This window comes from Prauserella aidingensis (assembly GCF_024171865.1).
Lineage (GTDB): Bacteria > Actinomycetota > Actinomycetes > Mycobacteriales > Pseudonocardiaceae > Prauserella > Prauserella aidingensis.
Map to the genome: position 1 here is coordinate 73,985 of NZ_JAMTCN010000019.1, position 14,716 is coordinate 88,700.

At 70.7% G+C, this 14,716-nt stretch carries 15 protein-coding genes and 1 tRNA gene; 12 read left to right on the forward strand and 4 right to left on the reverse strand.

Going from position 1 to position 14,716, the window contains the following annotated elements:
* Nucleotides 1-111: 111 nt before the first annotated feature.
* Together LY13_RS18185 and LY13_RS18190 are read left to right on the forward strand one after the other, a co-directional pair.
* Nucleotides 112-294, forward strand: coding sequence for a DLW-39 family protein (locus tag LY13_RS18185; protein ID WP_183647413.1), 183 nt, complete (start codon nt 112-114; stop codon nt 292-294).
* Nucleotides 295-330: 36 nt separating this feature from the next.
* A tRNA-Ala gene (locus LY13_RS18190) sits at nt 331-403 on the forward strand.
* Nucleotides 404-549: 146 nt separating this feature from the next.
* Here LY13_RS18190 and LY13_RS18195 read toward each other — a convergent pair.
* The 3 genes from LY13_RS18195 to LY13_RS18205 all read right to left on the reverse strand — a co-directional run bounded on the left by LY13_RS18195 (nt 550) and on the right by LY13_RS18205 (nt 2,513).
* Entirely contained in the window at nt 550-1,254 is a 705-nt protein-coding gene (locus tag LY13_RS18195) for a TetR/AcrR family transcriptional regulator (protein ID WP_253829748.1), read from the reverse strand.
* 9 nt (nt 1,255-1,263) lie between these two features.
* Complete coding sequence (locus tag LY13_RS18200) at nt 1,264-1,905, reverse strand: hypothetical protein (protein WP_253829750.1); 642 nt, start codon at nt 1,903-1,905, stop codon at nt 1,264-1,266.
* 125 nt (nt 1,906-2,030) lie between these two features.
* Complete coding sequence (locus LY13_RS18205; RefSeq protein ID WP_253829751.1) at nt 2,031-2,513, reverse strand: DUF6653 family protein; 483 nt, start codon at nt 2,511-2,513, stop codon at nt 2,031-2,033.
* Between the two features lie 142 nt (nt 2,514-2,655).
* On the opposite strand from LY13_RS18205, the gene LY13_RS18210 reads away from it, so the two are divergent.
* From LY13_RS18210 to LY13_RS18230, 5 genes are all read left to right on the forward strand, one after another.
* Nucleotides 2,656-3,315 carry a hypothetical protein gene (locus tag LY13_RS18210; protein WP_253829752.1) on the forward strand — a complete coding sequence of 220 codons (660 nt, stop codon included), beginning with the start codon at nt 2,656-2,658 and terminating at the stop codon, nt 3,313-3,315.
* Complete coding sequence (locus LY13_RS18215; protein WP_253829825.1) at nt 3,312-3,575, forward strand: GNAT family N-acetyltransferase; 264 nt, start codon at nt 3,312-3,314, stop codon at nt 3,573-3,575. The genes LY13_RS18210 and LY13_RS18215 overlap by 4 nt, the downstream gene beginning before the upstream one ends.
* A gap of 107 nt (nt 3,576-3,682) precedes the next feature.
* Nucleotides 3,683-3,991: a hypothetical protein gene (locus tag LY13_RS18220; RefSeq protein ID WP_253829753.1), complete on the forward strand. Its 309-nt coding sequence runs from the start codon at nt 3,683-3,685 to the stop codon at nt 3,989-3,991.
* A 1-nt stretch (nt 3,992) separates the two neighbouring features.
* Nucleotides 3,993-5,588, forward strand: a complete 1,596-nt coding sequence (locus LY13_RS18225) for an alpha/beta hydrolase (RefSeq protein WP_253829755.1) — start codon at nt 3,993-3,995, stop codon at nt 5,586-5,588.
* 4 nt (nt 5,589-5,592) lie between these two features.
* Nucleotides 5,593-6,180, forward strand: a complete 588-nt coding sequence (locus LY13_RS18230) for a hypothetical protein (RefSeq protein WP_253829756.1) — start codon at nt 5,593-5,595, stop codon at nt 6,178-6,180.
* A gap of 47 nt (nt 6,181-6,227) precedes the next feature.
* On the opposite strand, the gene LY13_RS18235 is transcribed toward LY13_RS18230, so the two are convergent.
* Nucleotides 6,228-7,484: an MFS transporter gene (locus LY13_RS18235; RefSeq protein ID WP_253829758.1), complete on the reverse strand. Its 1,257-nt coding sequence runs from the start codon at nt 7,482-7,484 to the stop codon at nt 6,228-6,230.
* 77 nt (nt 7,485-7,561) lie between these two features.
* Here LY13_RS18235 and LY13_RS18240 point away from each other — a divergent pair, with 77 nt between their 5' ends.
* The 5 genes from LY13_RS18240 (at nt 7,562) to LY13_RS18260 (ending at nt 14,697) form a co-directional block, all read left to right on the forward strand.
* Nucleotides 7,562-8,101, forward strand: coding sequence for an ArsR/SmtB family transcription factor (locus LY13_RS18240; protein ID WP_253829759.1), 540 nt, complete (start codon nt 7,562-7,564; stop codon nt 8,099-8,101).
* Nucleotides 8,102-8,234: 133 nt separating this feature from the next.
* Nucleotides 8,235-12,149 (forward strand): Pls/PosA family non-ribosomal peptide synthetase, encoded by a 3,915-nt coding sequence (locus LY13_RS18245; protein WP_253829760.1) that lies wholly within the window; start codon nt 8,235-8,237, stop codon nt 12,147-12,149.
* Nucleotides 12,116-13,450: a M1 family metallopeptidase gene (locus LY13_RS18250; protein WP_253829761.1), complete on the forward strand. Its 1,335-nt coding sequence runs from the start codon at nt 12,116-12,118 to the stop codon at nt 13,448-13,450. The genes LY13_RS18245 and LY13_RS18250 overlap by 34 nt, the downstream gene beginning before the upstream one ends.
* A gap of 99 nt (nt 13,451-13,549) precedes the next feature.
* The gene (locus LY13_RS18255) at nt 13,550-14,068 is read left to right on the forward strand and encodes a hypothetical protein (protein ID WP_253829762.1); all 519 of its coding nucleotides are present in this window, start codon (nt 13,550-13,552) and stop codon (nt 14,066-14,068) included.
* A complete protein-coding gene (locus LY13_RS18260; RefSeq protein WP_253829763.1) occupies nt 14,065-14,697 on the forward strand; it encodes a DUF3558 domain-containing protein in 633 nt (210 codons plus the stop codon). The genes LY13_RS18255 and LY13_RS18260 overlap by 4 nt, the downstream gene beginning before the upstream one ends.
* The last annotated feature ends 19 nt before the right edge of the window (nt 14,698-14,716 follow it).

Below are 14,716 nucleotides of genomic sequence, written 5' to 3' on the forward strand. Positions count from 1 at the left end.
GCCGCTCCACCCCTCGGCTGCCCGTATCGCCGGACCGCGTAAACCGGCCGTAGCGGGGTGCAGTAACATCGGGTCGGCAGGGTCAGTTCGTGCCAGAGGGAGGCTTCGGCCGTGAAGAAGCTGTTGGCGTTCGCCGTGGTCGCGGGTGGCGTGTTCTTCGTCATCAAGCGCAACAAGGACGCGAAGGCCGAGGCGGACCTGTGGCGCGAGGCCACCGCTCCGGTCGACACGCACGTCAACGGTGCTTCCCTCAACGGCAGCACCCCGGCGAGCACCGGAGCAGGCCAGAACTGACACCGGCGCCCGCGAACGGTACTGTTCGCGAGCCCAGGGGCTGTAGCTCAATTGGTAGAGCGCTGCTTTTGCAAGGCAGAGGTCAGGGGTTCGATTCCCCTCAGCTCCACAGTCTGCTCGATTCGCTGTGTTCCGGATCGACAGCTGGACGGCTCGTACTCGAAGAGTGCGAGCCTTTTCCGTTTCGCCGGTTGACTTCGGGGCGAACCCCACGTTCGTCGGCTTCCCCTTGCTGTCGCTACGGACACCGGCCCGTCAGCGGTTCGCGAGGGACCAGCCTGCCTCGTGGAGTCGTTCGAAGCCGTCGAGCAACAGGTCGAGGGCGAATTCGAACTCGAACTGCTCGTCGCAGCCCTCGCCCAGGCGTGACAGGTCGCCGTCGATCGTCGCGAGGGTGATCGCGGTGATGCTCGGGTAGGTGGCCGACATGTGCTCCACCATCGCCTCGAGCTCGGCCGGGTCGGCGGGCGGCGTGGCGTCGTCGGCCACCTCGGGCTCGTCGAACGCCTCCGGGCTGAACCCCCAGATGCGGTGCCCGAGCGCATGCATCACGTGGTGCGTCAATTGCGCCGAGAATCCGCCCGCGAGGAACGCGCCCGCCAGCGCGTCCATGTAGCCGAGTACGTCGGGCGTGCGCCGTGTCCGCGTCTCGATGACGTGCCGCGCCCACGGATGCCGCACGATGGTCCGCCTGGCGCTCAGGATCGTGTCCCGCACGGCGGTTTTCCACCCCTGAGCGGGGTCGGGCCGGTCGATGTCGGCGACCAGCGTGTCGACCATCCCGTCGAGCAGGTCGTCCTTGTTGGACACGTGCTTGTACAGCGCCATGGGGACGACACCGAGGCGGCTCGCGAGGCCCCGCATGCTGACCGCGTCGATGCCCTCGGCGTCGGCCAGCTCGACCGCGGCGCGCAGTGCCCGCTTCCTGTTGAGCGGTGTGCTGTTCCCGTTTCGCGGCACGGAAACAGCCTACGTGCGGACCTCGACCCGGCGATGCACCCACAGCGAGCACCCGAGCCCGACCAGTGCGACGGCCACCGGCAGGGCCGCGAACCTCCCCACGCCGTGCGGCAGGAACGAGGTCAACAGCGGCACCACGGCCCCGAGCGCCAGCAGCGCGGCCGCCCAGCGGGCCAGGACACGCGCCCGGAACAGAGCCACACCGAGCAGCAGACCTCCGCCCATGAACAGCACGCCGGACAGCGGCCCGATCGCTTCGAGGGTGCCGAGCGTTCCGCCGGTGCCTTCGCCGTTGACGATGCCGAGGAAATCGGCCGTGAACGCGGGTGCCGAGTCGGCCACCAGTGGCAGGAACAGCGTTTCCGCGAACGTGAACGCGCAGGTCAGCACGTAGAACAACGCGAGAAGTGCGAACCCGCTGAGCCCGAGGACCCCCGTCTGCGGCACCTGCCGCAAGTACAGGCCCGTCACGCCGATCAGCCCGAGACAGGCCATGGCGAACGTGAGCCAACCGGTGACCGCCCACATCGGCGTGGTCACGCTCGCGACCTCGTCGACCGGGTGGACGAACTGGATGCCGGCGAACAGCAGTCCCGCGAGCAGCGCCGCGACGGCCGCGACCCCTCGCAGCGACGTCGATGTGATGTGCATGAGCGACCTCCCCAACCAGGTGTACGCCGTACACTACCTCAGAAGGTGTACGTCGTACACCTCAGCCGGAGAACGAGGGTGGAGGAGGTGCCGGTGGGAAGGAAGCGGCAGCGCTCGCCTGCTGGTCAGGTTCGCGGCAGGACGGTTCGCCCGTGGCATTCGGCGTCGTGGAGTTCGGCGTAGCGGCGCCAGCTGAGCATGGTCACGGTCATGGACCACGCGAGTCCGGCGGTCGTCGGCAGCGGACGCTTCGTCCACGCGCCCACCGCGGCGACGGCCAGGCCTGCGGAGCCGACGACGTTGAGAACGCTCGACCGCGTGTCCTGCGCCGGATCGGCCAGCCATTGTTCCTCGCCGAGGATCGCGCGCGTCGCGAACGACCGTTCGGAGCGCACCGGCGGCGTCACCACGGGGTTGACCGCCATCCAGGCCGAGACCGCAGCGGCGTGCTGCCATCGGCGGGTCCACAGCGGCAGTACCAGCAACGGTGTCGTGGCCCACCGCGACCACGCGCTGATCGGATGCGCGTGCCGCGCGAACACCCACCGGCGGAAGCGGTCGCCCGCGGACCCACCGGCTTCGGACGTGCGCGGGCCGAACGTCGACATCTCATCCTCCTGCCCCCACGGTGGGTCGGCCCGAAGTGTAGGCCTTGCCGGCGACGGGGCGGCCCGAACGACGTTGACCGCGGGACTGTCGGCAGGCACGCTCGCTGTGGCTCGGCCGCGATACGAAGGGGGCGCACCGCCGATGCAGGACGAGCACCGGCGCGATGTGCGCCAGCCGTACGCTGGCCTCGACGAACCGGAAGTCGATGCCGACGATCGCGATTCGTCGAGTAGCGGCCGAAGCGTGAGCATCGACGCTGTGTGCAGGGCGGAGCACGCGCTTTACCGTAGAACCGCTGTTGCCTTCACAGCCGCCATGTCGGGGCGTCTGCACGGCACGTTCCGGACCTGGACGACGTCGGCAGGTCTCATGGTTGCCCTGGCTACCCATCCGGCGCTTCATTTCTTGTCGACGATCTCGGGGGTCACCGCGGATACGGCGCCCCATGTCGCGCACCTGCTCGAGACGTTCGGCCAGTACGCGGCCGTTCCGACTGTGGTTGCAGCGCCATCGTTCGGTGACTCCGGATCGTCGTCGTTGCGGGCCGTGGGCCTGGTGCCGGCTGACGATCGGGTGCTGGCCGTCAGGGATCTCGCGGCCGGTACGAACATCGCGGTGGCTGAACCGAGCGGCAGCGTGACGTGCGAAGCGGCCGAGGCGGGAGAGTTCCTCGGCGTGTTGCTGCCCGGCTATGAGGTCGAGGGAGTCGTGGGCGCCTTCATCGCCGCGGAACACCGGGACCCGGCCGTTCGTCGTTCGTCGCCTACGAAGGCTCCGTGCCGGTCGGCGCGGCAGCGATGACCGCCCACGATGACGTAGCGGTGCTGGGAGGAGCAGCCACGTTGCCGGCCTATCGGGGAAGAGGCGCTCAGCATCGGCTGCTGCGGCATCGACTGCGGGTGGCCGCCGAGTCCGGTTGCAACCTGGCAGTCGCAACGGCACAGCCGTCGTCGACAAGTATGCGGAACCTCCGTATATCCGGGTTCCGCATCCACCACAGACCAGCGTGGAAGCTGCGCCGTAGACCTGAGGGTCGGTGCCGACGAACCGGCGTCGAGTAGGCGCGCCGCTCATCTCGTCGTGGCCGGGTGTTCACGCAAAGCGGTCACACGGCGCTGTCCGGTTCGGTACGTTTCGCCTCGATCCACCCACCGGCGAAAGGTCCGAGGTGAGCGGTTACGACGTCGACCCCGACACACTCGTCACCACCGGCGACACGTTCGTGTCGCTCGCGGACGGTGCCGGCGAGGCGGTCGCGGAGTTCAGCGGTGCGGCTGCGGTCCACGCCGAGGACAACGACGGGTTCGCCGCCGCAGGCAAGGTGCGCAGCCTCGCCGCGTTGTGGGAGTACCACGTCGACGACCTGAACAAGCGCACCGCGGTCGCGGGCGGACTGCTGCGCGACGCCGCCGACGGCTACGGCCGGATGGAGGACGCGGTGCTCGACACCCTCCCCGAACTGCATTCGGAGGCGTGACGTGGTCTCGTACGAACAACTGCGGGCGGCGGAACCGGACGCCTTCGACAACCTCGCGAACAAGTGGTCGCGCCTGGCGGGCGAACTGTCGTCCGCCGATTCCGACCTCGGGTCGGCGGCGCGTTCGCTCGAGGGGTGGAGCGGCGAGGCCGCCGAGGCCGCACGGTCACACGTCACCGACGTGCGGAGCGGCTACTCCACGGCCGCCGAGTACATCGAGAAGATCCCGCCCGCACTGCGCACGTTGTCCGACGCGGTGTCCGAGGCGCAGAAGACGGTCGACGGCGTCGTCGAGACCGTCGACACGTCCGGGCATTTGCGTGTGCACAGCGACGGCACCGTCCGCGCGATTCCCGGCGGACCCGGCGACATGCGCAGCGACGACGAGAAACAGGCGGCGTCGGATCTCGCGGACGAGCTGACCGGGAAGATCTCCCGCGCACTCAGCGCCGTCAACGAGGCGGACCGGACCGCGGTGTCGGCGTTGAACAAGGCGACACCGGAGGCGGCGGGACTCGAACTCGAAGCCACCGGTGCGGACCACATCATCACCCCGAGCGACATTCCGAGCGACGGCTCGCCCGCCGAGGTCAAGGAGTGGTGGGACGGGCTCAGCCCCACCGAGCAGGAATCGGCCGTCTACACGCACGGCGACGTGATCGGCGGTATGGACGGGATTCCGGTGGAGGATCGTGACCGCGCCAACCGCATCCGGTTCGCCGAGGAGTACACGCAACTGACCGGACGTCGCGACGAACTGGCGGAACTCGGCCCAGCGAAGTATTCGGAAGAGGCGACCGAGCTCGAGGAGATCGACCGCACGTTGAACGGTCTCGAACCCATCCAGGAGCGGCTCGAACGGGAACCGACCGCTACCCGGCCGCAGGCGTACCTGCTCGACTTCGCCACCGACGGCAACGGTCGCGGCGTCGTCGCCACCGGGAATCCCGACACCGCCGACAACGTCGTCACGTCGGTTCCCGGAACGGGATCCAACCTGTCGAACATCGGCGGCGAGTTGGACAGGGCCGACGCGATCCTCGACCAGGCGGCGCAGACCGACCGTGGCAGCAGCAACGCGGCGATCACCTGGGTCGGCTACGACGCACCTCAGGACCTGAACGAGGCGATACGGGCCGGCTACGCGGAGGACGCCGCGGGCGATCTCCGGTCCTTTCAGGACGGTCTGCGGGCGACCCACGAGGGGCAGCCGTCGAACAACACACTCATCGGTCACAGCTACGGCTCCACCGTGGTGGGCCACTCGGCGCAGGGTGGGCACCTCGACGTCGACAACGCCGTGTTCATCGGCAGCCCCGGGGTGGGCGCCGACCACGTGTCCGAACTCGACCTGCCCGACGACGCGAACGTCTACGCGGGGACGGCCGAGAACGACATCATCCGCAACACGCCGCCGTTCATCCACGACAACCAGCCCATCAACGACGACTTCGGCGCCGAGGTGTTCGACGCGGGCGAGGGCACGGATTCGTGGTACGGAACCTCGCCGGACGCCCATTCGGAGTACTGGGACGAGAACTCCACACCGTTGCGCAACCTGGGGCGCATCGTGGTCGGCGAGTCACCGTCATCATGAGTCCATGACGACCGAACCCGGGCGTCGGCGGTCACGGCGGACGCTGCTCGCCGTGACGGCGGCGGCGCTGTTACTGGCGGGCTGCGGCGCGGGCGGGTCGGACGGTGACACGGACGGCAGCGGCGCGAACGACAGCGGCACGGACGGTGGCGGAACGGAAGGCAGGCAGCCGGTGGGCACCTTGACGATCGAACAGGCGCGGCAGCGGGCGCAGCAGCACATCGACAGTGCCGTCGAGGCTCTCCCCGTCACACCCGAGCTGACGCTGCAGCGCGACGACGAGCTCGAGTGCACCGACCCCGACGACAACGGTCCGCGCGGGCGCTACCAGGTCGGCAGGACGTACTGGCTCGACAAGATCCCGGCCGAACGCAATGCCGAGATCGTCGACACGCTCCACGGCCACTGGACGTCCGGCGACTTCCGGGTGTTGGCGGACGAGCGGTCGGCCGACGACAGGTTCGTCTCCGTCGAGCACGAGGGGGACGCGTTCCGCATGTCGGTGCAGCAGAGCAAGGACGGCAGCCTGTCGCTCGGCGCGTCGTCACCGTGCGTGTGGCCCGACGGCCGCCCGCCGGGCGGCGACGGCTGACCGTCGTTCCCGGCCGCTCCCGTCGCCGCGTGGAGTCCGCCCGGTGTTCAGCGGTCGGTGGTCCGCACGGCGTTGTCGAGCCTGCGGTCGTCGACGCCGAGCAACGCCGTCAGCAACACCAGTGCCACGGCGGTCATGACCGCGAACACGGAGCGCAGGCCGAAGAGTTCGCCGACGACCCCGCCGAGCGCGGCGCCCAGTGGTTTCGTTCCCCACGCCACGAGCCGGTGCGCGCTGGTGACGCGGCCGAGCAGCCGGTCGGGCGTGATGCGCTGGCGCAACGACACCGTCACGACGTTCGCGACGAGCATTCCCGCACCGCCGAGGAAGAACGCCGCGCCGATCGCGTAGGCGTTCGTGGTGAGTGCGGGAGCGGCCACGATGAGTACCGTCGCGCTGTACGACACCCAGAGCGTGCGGGTCCGCCCGAGTAGTCGTTCCACCCGTTCGGCCAGTACCGACCCCAGGAGGCTGCCTGCGGCGATGGCAGCCAGCAGCGCGCCGTAGGCCGTCCCGGACAGGCTCATCGGGCCCAGCGCCTGCAACACGAAGATCGCGAAGGTGGCGCTCGTGGCGAGGTTGAACAGGCCGTTCATCGCCGTGAACCGCAGCAGCAGCGGTTGTCGCCACAGGAAGCGCACACCTTCCGCGATGTCCCGTCGGAGGGGGCTCGACCGCCGTGCCGTCGCCTGCGGCGACGCGGGTGAGCCGACCCGGAATCGGCCTCGCACCAGCGGCAACGCCGCCACACCCACCGCCCACAGGGCGCCGGGGGCGCCGACGGCGGCCGTCGCTCCCGCGGCGACGAGGGCTCCGGCGAGCGGCGGCCCGACGAACTCGTCGGTGGTGAGCTGGATGCCGAACAACCTGCCGTTGGCGCGCGCCAGGACGTCGCCGTGGACCAGGCGGGGGACGATCGACTGTGCGGCGATCTCGTAGTACACCCCGGCTGCACCGACGCCGAACGCGATCGCGTACAGCAGCCAGATCGCCGTGGTGTCGGTCGACAGCAGCCCGGCGAGTACCGCCGCGCATCCCGCTCGGGTGAGGTTGGCGGCGAGCATGATGCGGCGACGGTCCAGCCGGTCGACGAACGCGCCCACCGGCAGTGCCAGGAGCAGCCACGGCAGGGTGACCGCGAACGTCAGTCCGGCGATCAGGGTGGGCGAGCGGGTCATGGTCGCGGCCACGAGCGGCAGGCCGACGCGGAACAGCCCGTCCGCGAGGCCGGAGAAGGCCGTCGAGGTCCACAGCCATCGATAGGGCGCACCCAGCCGTTGCGTGCCGTTCCCAGTCACACCCATGCTATGGAGATTTCCACACCGATGTGGAAAAGTCCATCGATGTGAACTCGGCACATCGGTCGACTAGTGTTCGCACCATGACCGATCAGGGTCGCGTGCCGTCCGAGCTGCCCAGCAGGGAAACGACGGTTCGGGAGGCGAAGGCGCTCGGCCATCCGCTGCGGTTGCGCATCCTGCGGCTGTGCTGGCAACGGGAGCTGACGAACAAGCAGCTCGCCGAGCGTGTCGGACGTGATCCGGGCACGGTGCTCCACCACGTCCGGCACCTGGTGCAGGCCGGGCTGCTGGAACAGGCCGCGGTGCGTACCGGAGACAAGGGTGCACTGGAGAAGCCGTACCGGGCCGTGCCGAGGGGCGTGTGGCTCGACGATCCCGGCCGGGCCGATCCCGCGGGCGCCGCCGCCCCGTTGGCCGCGCTGCAGGACGAACTCCGCGCGGCGGGACCCGGCTCGGTCAGCACGTTCTTCCGCTTCGCGCTGCACCTGTCGGACGCCGATGCCGCCGAGTTGCACCACCGGATTCAGGCCGTCATCGACGAGTACACCGCCACCGACGATCAGCGTCGTGACCGGCCCGCCTACGGGGGTGCGATCGTGGTTCACCGGCTGGCGGAGTGACGCGCGGGCGAGGTCCCCTGTCGTGTGATCCTGTCTACACCGCTGCGATACCTGCTGTTCATGCTGGGTATGCTGACGGGTCGTTCTCGGCCGTCTCACCCGGAGCTGGCCCGGATAGCGCCTGTGAGGGCTTGTGACGATCGCGATCGACAGACCTGCCGGACCGACGCCCGCCCCCGACCCCGCCGCCCGAGCCGTGTTCCGCACCGGGCCCGCGCCGACGATCCGGACCCTGCTCGACGTCCTCGACGACACCATCGCGCGGCACAAGGACGCACCCGCCGTCGACGACGGCTCCACGGTTCTGACCTACCGGGCGCTCGCCGCGGAGATCGGCACCGTGCGGGCGAAGCTGGCCGCCGAGGGCGTCGGCGTCGGCGACCGCGTGGGCATCCGCATCTCGTCGGGCACCGCCGAGCTGTACGTCGCCATCCTGGGCACGCTCGCGGCAGGCGCCGCCTACGTCCCGGTCGACATCGACGACCCGGAGGAACGCGCCGAGCTCGTGTTCGGCGAGGCCGAGGTGAGCGTGGTGCTGCGCGACGGCGGCGCGGTCGAGCGGGTCGGCGAGCCGCGGGGCATGCACGGCACGCCGTCGCCGGACGACGACGCGTGGATCATCTTCACGTCCGGGTCCACCGGTAAACCCAAGGGTGTCGCCGTCAGTCACGGCAGTGCGGCGGCGTTCGTCGACGCCGAGGCGCAGCTGTTCCTCACCGACGAACCGCTCGGCCCTGGCGACCGCGTACTGGCGGGTCTGTCGGTGGCGTTCGACGCCTCGTGCGAGGAAATGTGGCTCGCCTGGCGGCACGGCGCGTGCCTCGTGCCCGCCCCGCGTGACCTCGTGCGGACCGGTGTGGACCTCGGGCCGTGGCTGCTCGACCGCCGCATCACCGCCGTGTCCACCGTGCCGACGCTCGCCGCGCTGTGGCCGGCCGAGGCACTGGAGGACATCCGGCTGCTCATCTTCGGCGGCGAGGCGTGCCCGCCCGAACTCGCCGCGCGCGTCGCCGTCGAAGGACGCGAGGCGTGGAACACCTACGGCCCGACCGAGGCCACCGTCGTCGCCTGCGGGTCGCAGCTGTCCGGCGAGGGCCAGGTGCGCATCGGGCTGCCGCTGCACGGCTGGCAACTCGCCGTGGTCGACGACGACGGCGACCCCGTGCCGATGGGTTCCACGGGCGAACTCGTCATCGGCGGCGTCGGCCTCGCCCGCTACCTCGACGAGGACAAGGACGCCGAGAAGTTCGCACCGCTGCCGTCGCTCGGCTGGGAGCGCGCCTACCGCAGCGGCGACCTGGTGCGCGCCGACCCGGAGGGACTCGTGTTCCTCGGCAGGGCCGACGAGCAGGTCAAACTCGGCGGCAGGCGCATCGAACTCGGCGAGGTGGACGGCGCGTTGCAGTCGCTGCCCGGTGTCGCGGGCGCCGCGGCCGCCGTGCGCAGGACCGACGCGGGCAACCAGGTCCTCGTCGGCTACGTGCTGCCCGCCGACGGCGAGGCGGGTGGATTCGACACCGACGCCGCCGTCGCACGCCTGCGGGAGCAGCTGCCCGCCGCGCTGGTGCCGCTGCTCGCCGTGGTCGACGACCTGCCGGTGCGCACCTCCGGCAAGGTCGACCGCGCCGCGCTGCCGTGGCCGCTTCCCGCCGGTTCGGTGACCGGCGCCGACGACGGCCTGTCCGACACCGAACAGTGGCTGGCCGAGGAGTGGGCCTCGATCCTCGGCGTGACCGTGGGCGACGCGAAGGCCGACTTCTTCACCTGCGGGGGCGGCAGCCTCACCGCGGCGCAACTCGTGTCGCGCGTCCGCACCCGGTATCCCGAGGTGTCGGTCAGCGACGTGTACACCCTTCCCCGGCTCGGCGACCTGGCGGAGAAGCTCGACGGCCTCGACGGCACGCCCACCCGTCGCCGCCGCGTCTCGCCGGTGCCCACGTCGGCCGGCCTGGTGCAGAGCCTGTCGCTGCTGCCGCTGCTGACGGTCGCCGGCCTCCGGTGGACGACCATCGCGGCCGCGCTGTCGACGGCACTCGGCACGTTCGCCGGTGTCGCGTGGGCGCCGACGCTGCCGTGGTGGGCGCTCGCCGCGGCGTGGCTCGTGCTGTTCAGCCCGCCGGGCCGCATCGCCCTCTCGGCGGCCGGTGCCCGGCTGTTGCTGCGCGGCCTGCGCCCCGGCCGGTACCCGCGTGGCGGGCGGGTGCACCTGAGGCTGTGGGCGGCCGAACGGCTCGCCGACGTCACGGGCGCCACCGAAGTCGCGGGCGCATCGTGGATGACCCACTACGCACGCCTGCTCGGCGCGAAGGTCGGCGCGGACGTCGACCTGCACGCCCCGCCGCCCGTCACCGGGATGCTGAAACTCGGCCGCGGCGCCGCCGTCGAACCCGAGACCGACCTGTCCGGCCACTGGGTCGAGGGCGACCTGGTCCACATCGGCAAGATCCGCATCGGTGCGGGTGCGCGGGTGGCCGCGCGGAGCACGCTGTTCCCCGGGGCGCGCATCGGCAAGGGCGCCGAAGTGGCCGCCGGTGCGACGGTGCGCGGCGCCGTGCCTGCGGGCAGGCGCTGGGCCGGTTCGCCCGCGACCGGCGACCCGAAGGGCGCGCTGCGCTGGCCCTCGAAGCCGGCACCCCGGCAGCGGCGCTGGTCGTTGGCCTACGACGTCGCCTCGTTCGTGCTCGGCATGCTGCCCGCCGCCGCGGCGCTGCCGGCCGTCGCGATCCTGGGTTCCGCGGCCACGTCGGCGTCCGGACTCGCCGCGGCGCTCGGTCCGATGCTCGCGCTGACACCCGTCGCGGCCCTCGCGTACCTGGGCACGTACGCCGCGCTCGTGCTGGTGGGCGTGCGCGCCCTCGGTATCGGCCTGCGCGAGGGCTTCCACCCCGTGCACAGCAGACTCGCCTGGCAGGTCTGGGCCACGGAGCGGCTCATGGACGCCGCCCGCTCCGCACTGTTCCCGCTGTACGCCAGCCTGCTGACACCCGGGTGGCTGCGATTGCTCGGTGCGAAGGTCGGCAGGGGCGTCGAGGCGTCGACCGTCCTGGCCGTGCCGAAGATGACCAAGATCGCCGGCGGTGCGTTCCTCGCCGACGACACGATGGTCGCCGCGTACGAACTCGGGAACGGCTGGCTGCACGTCGCCCCCGCGCGCATCGGCAAGCAGGCGTTCCTCGGCAACTCGGGCATCACCGCGCCCGGCCGGTCCGTGCCCAAACGCGGGCTCGTCGGCGTGCTCTCGTCGACCCCGAAGAAGGCGAAGAAGGGCTCGTCCTGGCTCGGCATGCCGCCGATGCCGCTACGCCGCGCCGTCGAGAGCGCGGACACCAGCCGCACGTTCGATCCACCGCGCAGGCTCAAGGCGGCGCGCGCGGCCGTCGAGCTGTGCCGCGTCGTTCCGGTGATGTGCTCGGTGGCGCTGTCGGTGCTCGTCGTCGCCGCGTTGCTGGCCGTGTGGTCGGCGTACGGCCTGTGGGTTGCCGCGCTGTCGTCGGGTGTCGTGCTGCTCGTCGCGGGTGTCGCCGCCGCGGCCGCTGCGACAGTGGCGAAGTGGACGTTGGTCGGCAGGTTCCGGGCGACGGAACGTCCACTGTGGAGCTCGTTCGTGTGGCGCGCCGAGCTGGCGGACGCGTTCGTCGAGACGCTCGCCGTGCCGTGGTTCGTCGGCGGCGTCGGAGGAACACCGCTGCTGCCCGCGTGGCTGCGCACGATGGGCGCGCGCATCGGCAGAGGAACGTGGGTCGAGACGTACTGGCTGCCCGAGTCGGACCTCATCCGCATCGGTGACGGCGCCACGGTGAACCGCGGGTGCGTCGTCCAGACCCATCTGTTCCATGATCGGATCATGAGCATGGACACCGTCGAATTCGGCGAGGGCGCGACGCTCGGCCCGCACGGCATCGTGCTGCCCGGCGGCGGCATCGGCGACCGCACGACCGTCGGGCCGGGGTCGCTCGTCACGCGCGGCGACGCCGTGCCCGCCGATTCCCGCTGGCAGGGCAACCCGATCGCCGCATGGGGCGACGAGAGCGGGTCGGGCCACCGGTGACGCCGCAGCCCGAACCCGGCGCCGACCGCTCCGGCGACTCCTACCTGCCCGCACACGGCAACGGCGGCTATCGGGTGCGTCACTACGACCTCGACCTCGAGTACCGCCCCGTCGCCAACCGGCTGTCCGGCACCGCCCGCATCACCGCGGTCGCCACGCAGCCGCTGTCGGCGTTCACGCTCGACTTCACCGACTACAAGCTCAGCCGGGTGCAGGTGTCGGGCACGAACGCCCGGTACACGCACCGCGGTCACAAGCTGCGCGTCAAGCCTGCGCGGTCGATCGCCGAGGGTGCGGAGTTCACGGTCGAGGTGCGCTACGCCGGGAATCCGGAGCCGCTGTCGTCACCGGAATGGGGCGACGTCGGCTGGGACGAGCTCACCGAGGGCGCGCTCGTGGCGAGCCAGCCGATCGGCGCGCCGACGTGGTTCCCGTGCAACGACCACCCCGCGGACAAGGCGACCTACCGCCTCGCGTTGAAGGTCCCCGCGCCGTACACCGTCGTCGCGACGGGCGGTCTCGTCGACCGGCGCCGATCGGCGAGCACGGTCAGGTGGGTGTTCGAATGCACCGCACCGACCGCGCCGTACCTCGTCAGCGTCCAAATCGGATACTACGAGGAGGAGGACCTCGGCGGCGCCCGGCTGTTCGTGCCCACGCGGCTGCGGGAGGACGCGCGCGTCGACTTCGGCAGGCAGCCGGACATGCGCACCGCCCTCGAAGGGTGGTTCGGCCCGTACCCGTTCGACGACTACGCGGTCGTCGTCACCGACGACGAACTCGACGACCCCATCGAGGCCCAGGCAATGGCCGTGTTCGGCGCCGGGCACGTCGACGGCGAGCGCACCCACGAACGACTCGTGGTGCACGAGTTCGCGCACCAGTGGTTCGGCAACAGCCTCACGGTCGCCGACTGGCGGCACATCTGGCTCAACGAGGGTTTCGCGACGTACGCCGAGTGGTTGTGGTCCGAGAGCTCCGGCGGCGAATCCGCCGACACGCTGGCCCGCCGGTGGCGCGGCGCCCCGGCGCAACAGGGGAGCGGACCACGCATCGCCGACCCCGGCGTCGCGGACATGTTCTCCGAGCGGGTCTACAAGGGCGGCGCGCTCACGCTGCACGCGCTGCGCGGTGAACTCGGCGACGAGACGTTCTTCGCCCTGCTGCGCGACTGGACGAGCACCCACCGGCACTCGACCGTGACGACCGCCGAATTCACCGCACTCGCAGCCCGGCACGCGGGCCGCTCACTGGACCGGTTCTTCACCACCTGGCTCGACTCGGACGTCCTACCGCGATAGTGCCGTGGGAGGTCGTTCAGGCCATGGCCGTTCGTCGGATGTGGGCGAATTCGTCACGGTTCGGGGGATGGTTCGCTATGCTGACTTGCTGCGGGAGAGTTGAAGACGCCTGACGATCCGGGGGAGGAATCGAAGGTGCAGGTCAGCGACGGCAGCGGACCGGCGCCGCTCGCGCCGCAGGACGCTGCGGCGACCGGTGCGGCGCTTGCCGGCGGCAACATGTTCGCCGCGGTGAACTTCGTCGTCGACGGCAAGGAGACCAACCCCGGCTCCGGCGGCGGCTACGAGTTCGACGGCGAGACCGCCAAGGGCATCTACGAGGAAGCCCTGACGCTCGCCGAGCGGTACCGGGACCACATGCAAGCCGCGAACGATCTGGTCATGTATGCACAACCTCCTGCCGAGGACACGGCGAGCGTGCGGTTCACCGAGGTGGCCCAACGGTCGTGGCAGGTGGGCGCGGAGCATGTCGCCGACCTGTGGAAGTTCCACCGTGACCTGGCTGAGAAGCTTGGCAGGGCCCTCGGCGTGTACGAGGAGGCCGAGGACCGCGCGGGCAAGGACGTCAAGAACGCCGGCGGTCGGGACGGCAACGATGAGGGAGGCTTCGTCGCATGAGGCGGACGGTTGCGCTGCTGGCGTCCGGGGCGGCTGTGGTGCTGGCGACGAGCTGTTCGGGAGAGTCCGAGGGACAGCCGGAGCCCGCCCCGTCGTCGGCCGGTGCCTCGGCGACGACGTCGAGTGCTGACGCGTCGGAGGGTGCTTCGGACCTGCCGCACAGCGGTGCGCCGAAGGTGACGAACCCGCTTCCCGAGTCGGTTCTGTCCGGTGACCCGTGCGATGCGCTTACCCGGGATCAGCTAGACGAGATCTTCGGAGAGGGAACACCGACAGGCGAGCGGAACGACCTTGAGGAGACCGGACCGCGTTGTGACTGGAATTACGGCGGTGGTGGTGTCACCGTCGGCTTCCTCACTGTGACGGGTGAGGGGCTCAGCCGGACTTACGCGAACATGGAAGGACTCGGAGAAACGCTGGATGAGCCTGGACCTGTGCAAGGCTTCCCTTCCGTTACCCACCAGACCGAATCGGCGTCTTGCGGCGCGTCTGTAGGAATTGCTGATGAGTACGCCATTTCGACAGGTATCTCCTTGAGCGCGAACAAGGAAGACGCAGGCACCGATCCGTGTGAGGCCGCGCTGCGGGTCGCCGACATGGTCGTGGGGAATCTGAAGGAGAAGGCGTGACCGCCGCGGCGACGAGGGT